The organism is Escherichia sp. F1 (genome assembly GCF_046764225.1).
Classification (GTDB): Bacteria; Pseudomonadota; Gammaproteobacteria; order Enterobacterales; family Enterobacteriaceae; genus Escherichia; species Escherichia coli.
Map to the genome: position 1 here is coordinate 4,096,966 of NZ_CP177202.1, position 16,337 is coordinate 4,113,302.

A 16,337-nucleotide genomic window follows, 5' to 3' on the forward strand; every position below is an offset into this window, starting at 1 on the left:
ATTAAATGACTTTGCGAAGATTTTCAGCAAATGCGGCGATCTGTTCTTCGCCGTCGCCTTCAATCACGATGCGCTGACGCTCGCGCTGTTTCGGCGCGGCAACCTGTTGTTCTGACCAGGCTGCCTCTGCGTTAAAACCGATATCCGCCGCCGACCATACCTGGACGGGCTTTTTCGCCGCGCCGAGAATGGCTTTCATCGAAGGAATTTGTGGGGAGTTGATATCAGTGGAAACAGCAACAACCGCAGGCAGCGGAATGCTTAAGGTTTCTGTTTCATCTTCCAGTTCGCGCTCAACGGTGAGGGTATCTGCCGTCAGGGAGATAATTTTGCTGACGCCGTTAACTGCCGGAATATTAAGGATTTCGCCTACCAGCAAACCAACCTGCTGGGCATAAAGGTCGGAAGAACCATCGCCACAGAGGATCAAATCAAAGCCTGCTTTCTGGGCGGCTGCAGCCAGTGCGCTCGCCGTTTGTTGCGGCAGTGCCTGCTCGAACTGGTCATCAATCACCACAATCAGTTCATCCGGACCGCGCGATAGCACATCTTTACGCCCTTTGGCGTTGGTCAGGGCTTTACCGCCCACACTTAAGGCCGTCACCTGCCCCTCTGCTGCCTGTTGCTTTAGCTGGCAAGCCGCTTCAATAGCGTTGAGATCGTATTGGCTTATTTTGGCATCGGCTTTACTGAAGTCTAACGAACCATCAGTATTATTGACCGCAATATCCTGTTCATCAGGCACGCACTTATAGCAAGTAATAATCTTCATTGCATCTCCAGAAATCATGAAGGAAACGTCGTTCATATCGGTGGTGTTAATTACAGATATCACGCCCTTTAATTTGGAAATAAAACTTTAATCACCAATATTGAAAATGTCACACGCAGATAAATCCAACTTTCAATATTGTTAAGTCCCTCACCAATATTGAAAACATGGCGTAGCAAAAAGAAATTTTCAATATTGCTTTATGGATCACCAATATTGAAAGTCAGATGCTATTTTTTTACTCACAATCAAACTTATCACATTGATAAACAATAAATATTTACACAAAGACGCTCTGTTTTTACCCGATAAAAAACTGTGACTAACATCACAGAACGCAGCCAATTGAATACCCATTATGAGTTAGCCATTAACGCGTCCACGAGGTTAATAATAATTATATTAAATGTTAACAAAAATAAAACAAACGGGAACGCAAAATAAATATTCGTTTTCACAGTGGAATTAACTCATGAAGAATGAAAAGAGAAAAACGGGAATAGAACCGAAGGTTTTCTTTCCGCCATTAATAATCGTCGGCATACTTTGTTGGCTTACAGTCAGAGATCTGGATGCAGCGAATGTCGTTATTAATGCTGTATTCAGTTACGTCACCAATGTATGGGGATGGGCATTTGAATGGTATATGGTAGTGATGCTTTTCGGTTGGTTCTGGCTGGTGTTTGGCCCGTATGCCAAAAAGCGTTTAGGTAACGAACCACCTGAATTTAGTACCGCCAGTTGGATCTTTATGATGTTCGCCTCCTGTACGTCTGCTGCCGTACTGTTCTGGGGATCGATTGAGATCTACTACTACATCTCCACCCCGCCGTTTGGCTTAGAACCGAACTCGACAGGGGCGAAAGAGTTAGGGCTGGCTTACAGCTTGTTCCACTGGGGACCTCTGCCGTGGGCCACTTATAGCTTCCTTTCTGTCGCCTTCGCTTACTTCTTCTTTGTCCGCAAAATGGAAGTGATTCGCCCCAGCTCCACCCTGGTGCCGCTGGTGGGTGAAAAACACGCCAAAGGGTTGTTCGGTACCATCGTCGACAACTTCTATCTCGTCGCCTTGATCTTCGCGATGGGTACCAGTCTGGGCCTTGCCACGCCGCTGGTGACCGAGTGTATGCAATGGTTGTTTGGCATTCCGCATACCCTGCAACTGGACGCTATCATCATTACCTGCTGGATTATCCTCAACGCCATTTGCGTCGCCTGCGGTCTGCAAAAAGGGGTACGTATCGCCAGTGACGTGCGTAGTTACCTGAGCTTCCTGATGCTGGGTTGGGTGTTCATTGTCAGCGGTGCCAGCTTCATCATGAACTACTTCACCGATTCGGTGGGGATGTTGCTGATGTATCTGCCGCGCATGTTGTTCTATACCGATCCCATCGCTAAAGGCGGCTTCCCGCAGGGCTGGACCGTGTTCTACTGGGCATGGTGGGTGATTTACGCTATCCAGATGAGTATCTTCCTCGCCCGCATCTCCCGTGGTCGTACCGTGCGTGAACTGTGCTTCGGCATGGTGCTGGGGCTGACAGCGTCAACCTGGATCCTGTGGACTGTACTCGGTAGTAACACTCTGCTGTTGATAGATAAAAACATCATCAACATTCCAAATCTGATCGAACAGTACGGTGTGGCGCGCGCCATCATTGAAACCTGGGCCGCTCTGCCACTCAGCACCGCCACCATGTGGGGCTTCTTCATCCTCTGCTTTATTGCCACCGTTACGCTGGTTAACGCCTGCTCTTATACCCTGGCGATGTCCACTTGCCGCGAAGTACGCGATGGTGAAGAACCACCGCTGCTGGTGCGTATCGGCTGGTCAATTCTGGTTGGCATTATCGGTATTGTTCTGCTGGCGCTCGGCGGCCTGAAACCGATTCAAACCGCCATTATCGCCGGAGGATGCCCGCTGTTCTTCGTCAACATTATGGTGACGCTCTCCTTTATTAAAGACGCGAAACAGAACTGGAAAGATTAATTAACCCCCAAAATATCAAGAGGTTGAAAGATGGATTTTAATTTAAATGATGAGCAGGAACTGTTTGTCGCCGGTATCCGCGAACTGATGGCCAGCGAAAACTGGGAGGCCTATTTTGCCGAGTGCGACCGTGACAGCGTCTACCCGGAACGTTTTGTCAAAGCACTGGCGGATATGGGTATCGACAGTCTGCTGATCCCTGAAGAGCACGGTGGTCTGGACGCGGGGTTTGTTACTCTCGCCGCCGTGTGGATGGAGCTGGGACGTCTGGGGGCACCAACCTATGTGCTGTACCAGTTGCCGGGCGGGTTCAACACCTTCCTGCGCGAAGGCACACAAGAGCAGATCGACAAGATTATGGCTTTCCGCGGCACCGGTAAGCAGATGTGGAACTCAGCGATTACCGAACCGGGCGCGGGCTCCGACGTGGGTAGCCTGAAAACGACTTATACCCGTAGAAATGGTAAGATTTATCTTAATGGTAGTAAGTGTTTTATTACCAGCAGCGCCTACACCCCGTACATCGTGGTGATGGCGCGCGACGGGGCTTCTCCGGACAAACCTGTCTACACCGAATGGTTTGTTGATATGAGCAAACCGGGCATCAAAGTGACCAAACTTGAAAAGCTCGGTCTGCGTATGGATAGCTGCTGTGAAATCACCTTTGACGATGTGGAACTGGACGAGAAAGACATGTTCGGTCGCGAAGGTAACGGCTTTAACCGCGTCAAAGAAGAGTTCGACCATGAACGTTTCCTGGTAGCCCTGACCAACTACGGTACGGCGATGTGCGCTTTTGAAGATGCGGCGCGCTACGCCAACCAGCGCGTGCAGTTTGGCGAGGCTATTGGTCGTTTCCAGTTGATTCAGGAAAAATTCGCCCACATGGCGATCAAATTAAACTCCATGAAAAACATGCTGTATGAAGCAGCGTGGAAAGCAGACAACGGCACCATCACCTCTGGCGATGCAGCGATGTGCAAATACTTCTGCGCCAATGCGGCATTTGAAGTGGTGGATAGCGCAATGCAGGTGCTGGGCGGTGTCGGGATTGCGGGCAACCACCGCATCAGCCGCTTCTGGCGTGATCTGCGTGTAGACCGCGTCTCCGGGGGATCTGACGAAATGCAGATCCTGACGCTGGGTCGCGCGGTGCTGAAGCAATACCGCTAAGTCCGTGCGCTGCCTGATGCGACGCTGACGCGTCTTATCAGGCCTACGGTCGGCCGGATAAGGCGTTTACGCCACACCCGGCAGTCATGCGCTACATAAATTTTTCAGGAGCTAATAATGGATCATCTACCCATGCCGAAATTCGGGCCGCTGGCCGGATTGCGCGTTGTCTTCTCCGGTATCGAAATCGCCGGACCGTTCGCCGGGCAAATGTTCGCAGAATGGGGCGCGGAAGTTATTTGGATCGAGAACGTCGCCTGGGCCGACACCATTCGCGTTCAACCGAACTACCCGCAGCTCTCCCGCCGCAATTTGCACGCGCTGTCGTTAAATATTTTCAAAGATGAAGGCCGCGAAGCGTTTCTGAAATTAATGGAAACTACCGATATCTTCATCGAAGCCAGCAAAGGTCCGGCCTTTGCCCGTCGTGGCATTACCGATGAAGTCCTGTGGCAGCACAACCCGAAACTGGTTATCGCTCACCTGTCCGGTTTTGGTCAGTACGGCACCGAGGAGTACACCAATCTTCCGGCCTATAACACCATCGCCCAGGCCTTCAGTGGTTACCTGATTCAGAACGGTGATGTTGACCAGCCAATGCCTGCCTTCCCGTATACCGCCGATTACTTTTCTGGTCTGACCGCCACCACGGCGGCGCTGGCAGCACTGCATAAAGTGCGTGAAACCGGTAAAGGCGAAAGTATCGACATCGCCATGTATGAAGTGATGCTGCGTATGGGCCAGTACTTCATGATGGATTACTTCAACGGCGGCGAAATGTGCCCGCGCATGACCAAAGGTAAAGATCCCTACTACGCCGGTTGCGGTCTATACAAATGCGCCGACGGCTACATCGTGATGGAACTGGTGGGCATTACTCAAATTGAAGAGTGCTTTAAAGATATTGGCCTCGCACATCTGCTCGGTACGTCGGAAATCCCGGAAGGCACTCAGCTTATCCACCGTATCGAATGCCCTTACGGCCCACTGGTAGAAGAGAAACTCGATGCCTGGCTGGCAGCACATACCATCGCAGAAGTTAAAGAACGCTTTGCCGAACTGAATATCGCCTGTGCCAAAGTACTGACCGTACCGGAACTGGAAAGCAATCCACAGTATGTGGCTCGCGAATCAATCACTCAGTGGCAAACGATGGATGGTCGCACATGCAAAGGGCCGAACATCATGCCGAAATTCAAAAATAACCCCGGACAAATCTGGCGCGGAATGCCCTCACATGGCATGGACACGGCTGCCATTTTGAAAAATATCGGCTACAGCGAAAACGACATTCAGGAGTTGGTCAGCAAAGGTCTGGCCAAAGTTGAGGACTAAACGCGTGGCGTCAGTCGGCTTGCCTGGCTAGCGCCCGCCCAATAACAAACGAACAACAATGGATAGAGGTGCAATGGATATCATTGGCGGACAACATCTACGTCAAATGTGGGACGATCTGGCGGACGTTTACGGTCATAAAACGGCGCTGATTTGTGAATCCAGCAGCGGAGTCGTTAATCGGTATAGTTATCTTGAGTTAAATCAGGAGATTAACCGCACGGCAAACCTGTTTTATACGCTGGGGATTCGCAAAGGCGACAAGGTTGCTCTACATCTCGACAACTGCCCGGAATTTATCTTTTGCTGGTTCGGGCTGGCAAAAATTGGCGCGATTATGGTGCCGATTAACGCCCGCCTGTTACGCGAGGAAAGCGCGTGGATCCTGCAAAATAGCCAGGCGTGCCTGCTGGTGACCAGTGCGCAATTCTATCCTATGTATCAACAGATTCAGCAGGAAGATGCCACTCAGTTGCGGCACATTTGCCTGACAGATGTGGCACTTCCCGCTGATGATGGCGTGAGTTCGTTTACTCAACTGAAAAATCAACAACCTGCCACCTTGTGCTATGCACCGCCGCTATCGACTGACGATACGGCGGAAATTCTCTTCACCTCCGGCACCACCTCCCGACCGAAAGGGGTGGTGATTACCCATTACAACCTGCGCTTCGCTGGATATTACTCCGCCTGGCAATGTGCACTGCGTGACGATGACGTCTACCTGACGGTAATGCCTGCGTTTCATATTGACTGCCAGTGTACTGCGGCGATGGCGGCGTTTTCTGCCGGGGCCACCTTTGTGCTTGTCGAGAAATACAGCGCCCGCGCCTTCTGGGGACAGGTGCAGAAGTACCGCGCCACCATTACCGAATGTATTCCGATGATGATTCGTACGTTGATGGTGCAGCCGCCTTCAGCGAACGATCGGCAACATCGCCTGCGGGAAGTGATGTTTTATCTCAACTTGTCGGAGCAGGAAAAAGATGCGTTTTGTGAACGCTTCGGCGTTCGCTTGCTGACGTCTTATGGGATGACGGAAACCATTGTGGGCATTATCGGCGATCGCCCTGGCGATAAACGGCGCTGGCCGTCGATTGGTCGGGCGGGGTTTTGCTACGAAGCGGAGATCCGCGACGATCACAATCGCCCGCTCCCGGCAGGTGAGATCGGTGAAATCTGTATTAAAGGCGTACCAGGGAAAACCATCTTCAAAGAGTATTTTCTCAACCCGAAAGCCACTGCGAAAGTACTGGAAGCCGATGGCTGGCTACATACCGGCGATACCGGATACCGCGACGAAGAGGGCTTTTTTTATTTCGTCGATCGCCGCTGCAATATGATCAAACGCGGTGGCGAGAATGTCTCCTGCGTGGAGCTGGAAAATATCATCGCCACCCATCCAAAAATTCAGGACATCGTGGTTGTGGGTATTAAAGATTCGATTCGCGATGAAGCCATCAAAGCATTTGTGGTGCTGAATGAAGGTGAAACATTGAGCGAAGAGGAATTTTTCCGCTTCTGCGAACAAAATATGGCGAAATTTAAAGTGCCCTCTTATCTGGAGATCAGAAAAGATCTGCCACGTAATTGCTCGGGGAAAATAATTAGAAAGAATCTGAAATAAATGAAACGGCAGGGAACTACCCTGCCAGCTAATAATCACGCTCTAAAACAATATGCATTTTTTGCAGGGATGTTGTCGTCCCTGAAAAAGCAAAAATGGAGAAAAGGAATGAGTGAATCATTACATCTGACCCGCAATGGATCAATTCTGGAAATTACCCTTGATCGCCCAAAAGCGAATGCTATTGATGCAAAAACCAGCTTTGAAATGGGCGAAGTATTTCTAAATTTCCGTGACGATCCGCAATTACGTGTCGCCATTATTACCGGTGCCGGAGAGAAATTCTTTTCCGCGGGCTGGGATTTAAAAGCGGCAGCAGAAGGCGAAGCACCGGATGCTGACTTTGGCCCGGGTGGTTTTGCAGGATTAACCGAAATTTTCAATCTCGACAAACCGGTTATCGCCGCTGTGAACGGCTATGCCTTTGGCGGCGGCTTTGAACTGGCGCTGGCGGCAGATTTTATTGTCTGTGCCGATAATGCCAGCTTCGCCCTGCCGGAAGCCAAACTGGGCATCGTTCCTGACAGCGGCGGCGTGCTGCGTCTGCCGAAGATCCTGCCGCCTGCCATCGTCAATGAAATGGTGATGACCGGCAGACGAATGGGCGCAGAAGAGGCGCTGCGTTGGGGGATAGTCAACCGCGTGGTTAGCCAGGCGGAACTGATGGATAACGCCCGCGAACTGGCGCAGCAGCTGGTTAACAGCGCTCCGCTGGCGATTGCGGCGCTGAAAGAGATCTACCGCACCACCAGCGAAATGCCGGTAGAAGAAGCGTATCGCTATATTCGCAGCGGCGTGTTGAAACACTATCCGTCGGTTCTGCATTCGGAAGATGCCATTGAAGGGCCGCTGGCGTTTGCCGAGAAGCGCGATCCAGTGTGGAAAGGACGTTAACAACCGTGAGCTATTACGCCTTTGAGGGGTTAATTCCGGTTGTTCACCCGACGGCGTTTGTCCATCCCAGTGCAGTATTGATTGGCGATGTGATTGTGGGAGCCGGTGTCTACATCGGCCCACTCGCCTCACTGCGTGGTGACTACGGGCGGTTGATCGTGCAAGCGGGAGCCAATATTCAGGATGGCTGCATTATGCATGGCTACTGCGACACTGACACCATCGTTGGGGAAAACGGCCATATCGGGCACGGAGCGATCCTGCATGGTTGTGTGATTGGTCGCGATGCACTGGTCGGGATGAACAGCGTGATTATGGATGGCGCGGTCATTGGCGAAGAGAGCATTGTTGCCGCCATGAGCTTTGTCAAAGCGGGCTTTCGCGGCGAGAAACGCCAGTTGTTGATGGGTACGCCAGCCCGCGCTGTACGCAGTGTTAGTGACGACGAGTTACACTGGAAACGGTTGAATACCAAAGAGTATCAGGATCTTGTCGTGCGCTGTCATGCATCGTTACATGAAACACAGCCACTGAGGCAAATGGAGGAAAATCGCCCCCGTTTGCAGGGGACGACGGATGTGACGCCTAAACGGTGATCTTTCCGGATGCGGCGTAAACGCCTTATCCGACCTGGCTGGAAAGGAACCGTAGGCCGTATAAGATGCGCCATGAACTGAACCCCAAAACCTGGACAGTTTCAGTTAACCGGCTTTTTGATGCTCAGTCCGGTATTCTACCGGACTGAGTCCCCCAAGACTGAGTTTTATTCTTTTTTGATTCCAGTAAGTTATGTATTCGTTAACGGCATTTTCCAGCTCTTCTACATTTCTGTAGTCCCGGCGATAGTACATTTCTTCTTTCAGGTGACCAAAGAAGTTCTCCATTACCGCATTATCAAGACAGTTGCCCTTGCGCGACATGCTCTGCACTAACCCTTTGTCTGCCAGGGCAGACTGATAACTTTTTATCCGGTAATGCCACCCTTGATCACTGTGGAGCAGCGGTTTTTCTCCTTCTGCAAGGCTTTCCAGCCCCTTATTTAACATGCGCTTCACCAGCTCCTCTGTAGGCCTGCAGGCCGTTTCCCACGCCACGATTTCCCCGTTAAACAAATCAAGTATCGGGGACAGGTACAGTTTTTGTCCGCCAGCCCTGAATTCGGTGATATCTGTCACCCATTTCTCACAGGGAGCTTCCGCTTTGAACTGCCGCTGAAGGATATTTTCTGCAGCGAGTCCCATATTTCCCCGGTAAGACCGGTATTTCTTCAGGCGCACAGGAGACTTCAGGCCGAGCTGTTGCATCAGTTTTCGCACCGTTTTGCCACTGAACTTAAGACCTCTTTTCTGAAGCTCACAATGGATCCGCCGGTACCCATAACATCCCCGGTGTTCATGGAAGATGGAGGCTATGAGCTGTTTCACATCAGCATACTTGTCCTTAGCCTTCTGCAGTGACAGCTGGTAGTACAGCGTGCTTCTGGCCAGCCCTGCAGCCTTTAACAGGTCAGACTGGCAGTGTCCGCACCTCAGGCTCCGGATGACTTTCGTTTTTTCTCCAGCTCCTGGCGCTTTTTTTCCAGGAGATGCTCCTGCATGGCTTTCAGATATGCATTTTCTGCGCGAAGATAACGCAGCTCATTCTTCATCTCTTCCGGCGTCATGTTTGCCTCGTTTTCATGGGTATCATCAGAACGGGTCATGCTTTTCTCCTTCCTGCGCCTGATAAAGGCCTCATCACCAGATTTGCGGTAGCCTTTTATCCAGTTTTTAACCGTGTTGTGGCTGGGAATGTTAAACCGGGCAGCTACCCGGGGTAGAGACTCAGAATGCCCGAGAGCATAAAGAACCACGCAAAGTTTATCTTCAGGAGAATAGCTACGCTTGTGTCTGCAATCCAGTGCCCGAGGACCGTGAAGAAGAAAAAGATTAATCCAGTGTGAGAGGCTGGTGTGAGAAAGTTGAAAGAGTTTTGCCGTAGAAATGATGCCTGCATGACCAGCCAGGTAATGATTTACAGCGGCAAGTTTTACTTCAAATGAATGTTTCATAAACTGCACCTTCAGATGTCAGATTATGTCCAACATTTGGGGTGCAGTTCAGCCAGCATCGCATCCGGCGACCAGGTCGCACGGTATCAACGAAACGACATTAACGACGCATACTCTTTGACAACATCATCTGCCACTTCTGCTCGCGGTTAAGTTCCGTGAGCGGAACGGCAGGAATACGCGGCGTCTTTCTTACGCCGACTAATTTTTCCCGACTGTTATTGCGCAGGCGCGCGTAAATTTGCTCATCGATGTCGACCACTTTAACCAGTCGCTGACACTGGCATCCCCGCCCTTCCAGCTTATTAGGGATCATCTTAACTTCGCAGCTTATTTCTGTGACTTCCGACAGAATATAAGTCAGGGTATTAACCGCCTTGCTGTGTTCAATATCGAAATGAATAGAGATCTCTCTTGCTATCACCCACCGATTTTCAGCCATCATCCATTCGGCGATTAACAAGTAGAGTGGTTTTTCAACATATCCTTCACACATACGAACTCCAGTTTCACAAATTAAAAGTCTGGCTATGACTCGTTTTGAAGCAATTAAACAAGGCCATATTAAAATTGTGGATATATCGATAGTATGCAACTTCACCGTCGATAAGTGTGAGCTAAATCCTGCTTATGTCATCAAAAATATCGATTCCCCAAAAGATTTACTTAATGGGCAAAAAAAACGGTCCTCATCAGAGAACCGTATTAGTTATTCGATCAAATTAGCGGATGAAAAATATCCGCCATGACACGCTATTATTTGATCTGCGCGTGCATTTCCTGCACCGAAATTACTTTTTCAGTCGCATCGGCATTCAGCGCCATCGCGGTAGCGAAACCACCGTTCAGAGTGGTGTCATAATGCACTTTATATTGCAGCGCACTGCGACGGATCACGCGGGAGTCTTCAATCGCACGACGGCCTGAGGTGGTGTTGATGATGTAGGTATATTCGCCATTCTTGATGCGGTCCTGAATGTGCGGACGTCCTTCATGCACCTTGTTTACCAGACGCGGATTGATACCCGCTTCGCCCAGCACAATCGCCGTGCCGTGGGTCGCATCCAGCTCGAAGCCCTGTTTCAGCAGTTTTGCCGCCAGGTCCACCACGCGTTCTTTGTCGCCTTCGCGCACGGAAAGCAACGCACGACCGTGTTTCTTCATGGTGGAGTTGCTGCCCAGCTGCGCTTTGGCAAACGCTTCAGCGAAGGTGCGGCCCACGCCCATGACTTCCCCGGTAGAGCGCATTTCTGGCCCTAACAGCGGGTCAACGCCGGGGAATTTGTTGAACGGCAGCACCACTTCTTTCACCGAGTAGTACGGCGGGATAACTTCTTTGGTTACGCCCTGCTCAGCCAGCGATTTGCCAGCCATCACACGCGCCGCCACTTTTGCCAGCGGTACGCCGGTGGCTTTGGAGACGAACGGAACGGTACGCGCCGCACGCGGGTTAACTTCAATCAGGTAGACTTCGTTGTTTTTAACCGCAAACTGTACGTTCATCAGGCCGCGCACCTGCAATTCGAAGGCCAGTTTCTGCACCTGCTGGCGCATCACATCCTGAATTTCCTGACTTAAAGTGTAGGCTGGTAGCGAACATGCAGAGTCACCGGAGTGCACGCCCGCCTGCTCGATGTGCTCCATGATGCCGCCAATCAGCACCATTTCACCGTCGCAGATGGCATCCACGTCAACTTCTACTGCGTCATCAAGGAAATGATCCAGCAACACTGGCGCATCGTTAGACACGCTAACCGCCGTCTGGAAGTAGCGACGCAGGTCAGCTTCGTCATAGACGATTTCCATCGCCCGACCGCCGAGAACGTAAGACGGACGTACCACCAGCGGGTAGCCAATCTCTTTCGCTTTCTCAACCGCCATTTCGATGGTGGTAACGGTGGCGTTCGCCGGTTGTTTCAGTTTCAGACGCTCAACCGCATGCTGGAAGCGTTCACGGTCTTCCGCACGGTCGATGGCATCCGGGCTGGTACCGATAACCGGTACGCCAGCAGCTTCCAGCGCGCGCGCCAGTTTCAGCGGGGTCTGACCGCCGTACTGGACGATAACGCCTTTCGGCTTCTCAATACGCACAATTTCCAGCACGTCTTCCAGAGTTACCGGCTCGAAGTAGAGGCGGTCGGAGGTGTCGTAGTCGGTGGAGACGGTTTCCGGGTTACAGTTAACCATAATGGTTTCGTAACCGTCTTCACGCAGCGCCAGCGAGGCGTGTACACAGCAGTAGTCGAATTCGATACCCTGACCGATACGGTTCGGGCCGCCGCCGAGCACCATGATTTTTTCACGGTCGGTAGACGGATTCGCTTCGCACTCTTCTTCATAAGTGGAGTACATGTAAGCGGTGTCGGTGGCGAACTCTGCCGCACAGGTATCCACGCGCTTATAAACCGGGTGCAGGTCATACTGGTCACGCAGTTTACGGATTTCCGCTTCGCGTACGCCTACCAGTTTTGCCAGACGCGCATCGGCAAAGCCTTTGCGTTTCAACTGGCGCAGGAAGTCAGCGTTCAGGCCAGTGATGCCCACTTCTGCGACTTTCTCTTCCAGACGCACCAGCTCTTCAATCTGTACCAGGAACCAGCGGTCAATGTTGGTCAAATTAAACACGCCGTCTACAGACAGGCCCGCGCGGAAGGCATCAGCGATATACCAGATACGCTCTGCGCCAGCATCTTTCAGTTCGCGGCGGATTTTAGTCAGCGCTTCCGGGTCGTCGAGACTCACTTTCGGATCGAAGCCAGTTGCGCCCACTTCCAGGCCGCGCAGCGCTTTTTGCAGGGATTCCTGCTGCGTGCGACCAATCGCCATCACTTCGCCAACCGATTTCATCTGAGTGGTCAGACGGTCGTTAGCACCGGCGAATTTCTCGAAGTTGAAGCGAGGAATTTTAGTAACCACATAGTCGATGGACGGCTCGAAGGAGGCCGGAGTACGCCCACCGGTGATGTCGTTCATCAGCTCGTCGAGGGTGTAACCCACCGCCAGTTTCGCCGCCACTTTGGCAATCGGGAAACCAGTGGCTTTCGACGCCAGCGCCGAAGAACGCGACACGCGCGGGTTCATTTCGATAACAATCAGGCGACCGTTTTTCGGGTTCACCGCAAACTGGACGTTAGAACCACCGGTTTCAACGCCGATTTCACGCAGCACCGCCATCGAGGCGTTACGCATGATTTGATATTCTTTGTCGGTCAGCGTTTGGGCTGGCGCGACAGTGATTGAGTCACCGGTGTGGATGCCCATCGCATCGAAGTTTTCGATAGAGCAGACGATGATGCAGTTGTCGTTTTTATCGCGCACCACTTCCATCTCGTACTCTTTCCAGCCGATCAGCGACTCATCAATCAGCAATTCTTTGGTCGGAGAGAGATCCAGACCGCGGGCGCAAATTTCTTCAAACTCTTCGCGGTTATAAGCGATACCGCCGCCGCTACCGCCCATGGTAAAGGATGGACGAATAATGCATGGGAAGCCCACGTCAGCGGCAACCGCCAGCGCTTCTTCCATCGTGTGTGCGATACCGGAACGCGCGGTTTCCAGACCAATTTTCTTCATCGCTACGTCGAAACGACGGCGGTCTTCTGCTTTATCAATCGCATCGGCAGTGGCACCAATCATGGTGACGCCGAACTCTTCCAACACGCCCTGACGTTCCAGCTCCAGCGCGCAGTTCAGCGCCGTCTGACCGCCCATGGTTGGCAGCACCGCGTCCGGGCGCTCTTTTTCAATAATCTTGCGTACCACTTCCCAGTGAATCGGCTCGATGTAGGTCGCATCAGCCATTTCCGGGTCGGTCATGATGGTCGCCGGGTTGGAGTTCACCAGAATGACGCGGTAACCTTCTTCACGCAGGGCTTTACATGCTTGCGCGCCAGAGTAGTCAAACTCACACGCCTGACCGATAACAATCGGGCCCGCACCCAGAATCAGGATACTTTTTATATCTGTACGTTTTGGCATGGCTCTTTTACTCCTGATTACTTAGCGGTTTTACGGTACTGCTCAATTAACTCGATAAAGTGGTCGAACAACGGCGCGGCGTCGTGTGGACCAGGGCTGGCTTCCGGGTGACCCTGGAAGCTGAACGCCGGTTTATCGGTGCGATGAATGCCCTGTAACGTACCGTCGAACAGGGATTTATGCGTGACACGCAGGTTTGCAGGTAATGTTGCTTCGTCCACCGCAAAACCGTGGTTCTGGGCGGTGATCATCACCACGTTTTTCTCAACATCTTTAACCGGATGGTTGCCGCCGTGGTGACCAAATTTCATTTTGATGGTCTTCGCACCGCTCGCCAGCGCCAGCAGCTGATGACCGAGACAGATACCGAAGACCGGAATATCGGTTTCGAGGAATTTCTGGATGGCGGTAATGGCGTAATCGCATGGGGCCGGGTCGCCAGGACCGTTGGAGAGGAAGATGCCGTCTGGATTCATTTTCAGCACGTCTTCCGCAGAAGTTTGCGCCGGAACGATGGTCAGGCGACAGCCTCTATCCACCAGCATCCGCAGGATGTTGCGCTTGGCACCAAAATCATAAGCCACGACGTGGAACGGCAGCTCGTCTTCTTTTTTCGCTTCTGGCAGGCCGCCGGTCAACGTCCAGCTCCCTTGTGTCCAGCTATAGGCTTCTGCGGTGGTCACTTCTTTTGCCAGATCCATGCCGTTCAGACCTGGGAACGCGCGGGCTTTTTCTAATGCCAGCGCCGCATCCGGGTTATCGCCTGCGATAATGCAGCCATTCTGTGCGCCTTTCTCGCGCAGTAAACGCGTCAGCTTACGGGTATCGATATCGGCAATCGCCACGATGTTATGGCGCTTCAGATAAGAAGAGAGGTCTTCGGTATTACGGAAGTTGCTGGCAATCAGCGGCAGGTCGCGAATCACCAGACCTTGTGCATGTACCTGAGAAGATTCTTCATCGGCGTCATTAGTGCCGACATTGCCAATATGGGGATAAGTAAGAGTAACGATTTGACGAGAATAGGAAGGATCAGTGAGGATTTCTTGATAACCGGTCATTGAAGTATTGAAAACGACTTCCCCAACCGCCGAACCTGTTGCCCCTATGGCCCGACCGTGAAACTGGGTTCCGTCTTCCAGAACCAATAGCGCTGACTTAATCAAAACACCCTCCAGAGAATATTCACTCACTTTATTTGCATATTAATTCACAATGATGACGTAAATCAATGCAAATCTGCTTACCGACGAATTTCTGGCAAACGGCGGCATTCTGGAGATATGGGCGCTAAAAGTCAACTTAATGGCGGGATTTTTTATATTATTTTGTGGCTCATGCATGTTTTACAGGCATTAAGCGACAAAAAGATCATATAACATGTTCTGGAAAACGCTTGCGCAGCAAGAAGATTGCATGAAATAAAAATGAGCAGAAAAAAGTGGACCAGATGGTCAAAATTTACATTAAAACAACAAAAACAGAAGACAAAACATGTAATTTTCAGCACTTGCATTAAATTTAAAAGCATAACACCAAAAATAAAAGGGCCAAAAATTAAAGCCCTTTATATTCAATGCATTAAATGTGTTATTTTTGCATCACTATAAATATTTTGTGGTTACAGATTATTGAGATCAAGCACATCTCGCATATCAAAAAGACCACTTTCCTTACCACTCAACCACAAAGCCGATCTTACCGCACCGTTAGCAAATGTCATGCGACTGGATGCCTTATGGGTGATCTCCAGACGCTCGCCAATATCGGCAAACATCGCGGTATGTTCACCAACGATGTCACCTGCACGCACGGTGGCAAAACCAATGGTGCCAGGCACACGTTCACCGGTATGGCCTTCACGACTGTAGACCGCGCAATCTTTCAGATCTTTATCCAGAGCGTGGGCGATCGCCTCTCCCATTGCCAGTGCGGTACCTGACGGCGCATCAACTTTATGTCTATGATGTGCTTCAATAATTTCGATATCGGTGTAGTCACCCATCACTTTGGCTGCTTTCTCCAGCAGCTTAAGCATGACGTTAACGCCAACGCTAAAATTGGCGGCAAAGACAATCGCAATATCGGCGGCGGCGTCACGAATCGCCTGTTTACCGGCTTCGTCAAACCCCGTAGTGCCGATCACCATCCCTTTGCCATGCTGGCGACAAAAAGCGAGATGGTTCAGCGTACCTTCCGGACGGGTAAAATCGATAAACACATCAAAATCATCTTTTACCGCATCGAGGCTGCTTTGCACGGTAACGCCTGTTTTCCCTGCACCCGCCAGCTCACCGGCGTCGCTGCCCAGTAAAGAAGATCCTTCGCGCTCCAGCGCCGCGCCCAGCTGCACGCCTTCTAATGCCAGCGCCGCCTGAATCAACTGGCGGCCCATACGGCCCCCGGCTCCCGCGATGGCAACGCGGATGTTTGCATCATGCATAGCTATTCTCTTTTGTTAATTTGCATAGACCGTTTTCAGAGTAACCAGCGCATCGCTACGCCGCCAGCCAAAAACGCT

12 protein-coding genes are annotated in these 16,337 nt (G+C 51.4%); 6 read left to right on the forward strand and 6 right to left on the reverse strand.

The annotated features are described in order from the left end of the window. Position 1: 1 nt before the first annotated feature. Positions 2–772, reverse strand: a complete 771-nt coding sequence (locus ACK8NJ_RS19655) for an electron transfer flavoprotein (RefSeq protein ID WP_411961887.1) — start codon at positions 770–772, stop codon at positions 2–4. 472 nt (positions 773–1,244) lie between these two features. Here ACK8NJ_RS19655 and caiT point away from each other — a divergent pair, with 472 nt between their 5' ends. The 6 genes from caiT to caiE all read left to right on the forward strand — a co-directional run bounded on the left by caiT (position 1,245) and on the right by caiE (position 8,384). After that, the gene (caiT, locus tag ACK8NJ_RS19660; RefSeq protein WP_000787103.1) at positions 1,245–2,759 is read left to right on the forward strand and encodes an L-carnitine/gamma-butyrobetaine antiporter; all 1,515 of its coding nucleotides are present in this window, start codon (positions 1,245–1,247) and stop codon (positions 2,757–2,759) included. Positions 2,760–2,789: 30 nt separating this feature from the next. Then, positions 2,790–3,932, forward strand: a complete 1,143-nt coding sequence (caiA, locus tag ACK8NJ_RS19665) for a crotonobetainyl-CoA dehydrogenase (RefSeq protein ID WP_000347117.1) — start codon at positions 2,790–2,792, stop codon at positions 3,930–3,932. A gap of 117 nt (positions 3,933–4,049) precedes the next feature. After that, on the forward strand, positions 4,050–5,267 hold the full coding sequence (gene caiB / locus ACK8NJ_RS19670; protein WP_001586652.1) for an L-carnitine CoA-transferase: 1,218 nt from the start codon (positions 4,050–4,052) through the stop codon (positions 5,265–5,267). 73 nt (positions 5,268–5,340) lie between these two features. Further along, entirely contained in the window at positions 5,341–6,894 is a 1,554-nt protein-coding gene (gene caiC / locus ACK8NJ_RS19675) for a crotonobetaine/carnitine-CoA ligase (protein WP_104951308.1), read from the forward strand. Between the two features lie 108 nt (positions 6,895–7,002). Next, positions 7,003–7,788: a crotonobetainyl-CoA hydratase gene (gene caiD, locus ACK8NJ_RS19680; RefSeq protein WP_001295419.1), complete on the forward strand. Its 786-nt coding sequence runs from the start codon at positions 7,003–7,005 to the stop codon at positions 7,786–7,788. A 5-nt stretch (positions 7,789–7,793) separates the two neighbouring features. After that, entirely contained in the window at positions 7,794–8,384 is a 591-nt protein-coding gene (gene caiE / locus ACK8NJ_RS19685) for a carnitine operon protein CaiE (RefSeq protein WP_112065649.1), read from the forward strand. A 105-nt stretch (positions 8,385–8,489) separates the two neighbouring features. Here caiE and ACK8NJ_RS19690 read toward each other — a convergent pair. The 5 genes from ACK8NJ_RS19690 to dapB form a co-directional block, all read right to left on the reverse strand. After that, a protein-coding gene (locus ACK8NJ_RS19690) for an IS3-like element IS1397 family transposase (RefSeq protein ID WP_411961832.1) occupies positions 8,490–9,838 on the reverse strand; the annotation gives its coding sequence in 2 pieces (ribosomal slippage) (positions 8,490–9,358 and positions 9,358–9,838; 1,350 coding nt in all). Positions 9,839–9,938: 100 nt separating this feature from the next. Beyond that, the gene (caiF, locus tag ACK8NJ_RS19695; protein ID WP_000333125.1) at positions 9,939–10,334 is read right to left on the reverse strand and encodes a carnitine metabolism transcriptional regulator CaiF; all 396 of its coding nucleotides are present in this window, start codon (positions 10,332–10,334) and stop codon (positions 9,939–9,941) included. A gap of 260 nt (positions 10,335–10,594) precedes the next feature. Continuing rightward, on the reverse strand, positions 10,595–13,816 hold the full coding sequence (gene carB, locus ACK8NJ_RS19700) for a carbamoyl-phosphate synthase large subunit (protein ID WP_282647638.1): 3,222 nt from the start codon (positions 13,814–13,816) through the stop codon (positions 10,595–10,597). A 17-nt stretch (positions 13,817–13,833) separates the two neighbouring features. Then, the gene (carA, locus tag ACK8NJ_RS19705; protein ID WP_001589662.1) at positions 13,834–14,982 is read right to left on the reverse strand and encodes a glutamine-hydrolyzing carbamoyl-phosphate synthase small subunit; all 1,149 of its coding nucleotides are present in this window, start codon (positions 14,980–14,982) and stop codon (positions 13,834–13,836) included. A gap of 455 nt (positions 14,983–15,437) precedes the next feature. Beyond that, entirely contained in the window at positions 15,438–16,259 is an 822-nt protein-coding gene (dapB, locus tag ACK8NJ_RS19710; RefSeq protein WP_000543604.1) for a 4-hydroxy-tetrahydrodipicolinate reductase, read from the reverse strand. Positions 16,260–16,337: the final 78 nt, after the last annotated feature.

Bases quoted from the DNA above. Each gene is read 5' to 3' on its own strand.
- ACK8NJ_RS19655 (WP_411961887.1), bottom strand. From the start codon at position 772: ATGAAGATTATTACTTGCTATAAGTGCGTGCCTGATGAACAGGATATT.
- caiT (WP_000787103.1), top strand. From the start codon at position 1,245: ATGAAGAATGAAAAGAGAAAAACGGGAATAGAACCGAAGGTTTTCTTT.
- caiA (WP_000347117.1), top strand. From the start codon at position 2,790: ATGGATTTTAATTTAAATGATGAGCAGGAACTGTTTGTCGCCGGTATC.
- caiB (WP_001586652.1), top strand. From the start codon at position 4,050: ATGGATCATCTACCCATGCCGAAATTCGGGCCGCTGGCCGGATTGCGC.
- caiC (WP_104951308.1), top strand. From the start codon at position 5,341: ATGGATATCATTGGCGGACAACATCTACGTCAAATGTGGGACGATCTG.
- caiD (WP_001295419.1), top strand. From the start codon at position 7,003: ATGAGTGAATCATTACATCTGACCCGCAATGGATCAATTCTGGAAATT.
- caiF (WP_000333125.1), bottom strand. From the start codon at position 10,334: ATGTGTGAAGGATATGTTGAAAAACCACTCTACTTGTTAATCGCCGAA.
- carB (WP_282647638.1), bottom strand. From the start codon at position 13,816: ATGCCAAAACGTACAGATATAAAAAGTATCCTGATTCTGGGTGCGGGC.
- dapB (WP_000543604.1), bottom strand. From the start codon at position 16,259: ATGCATGATGCAAACATCCGCGTTGCCATCGCGGGAGCCGGGGGCCGT.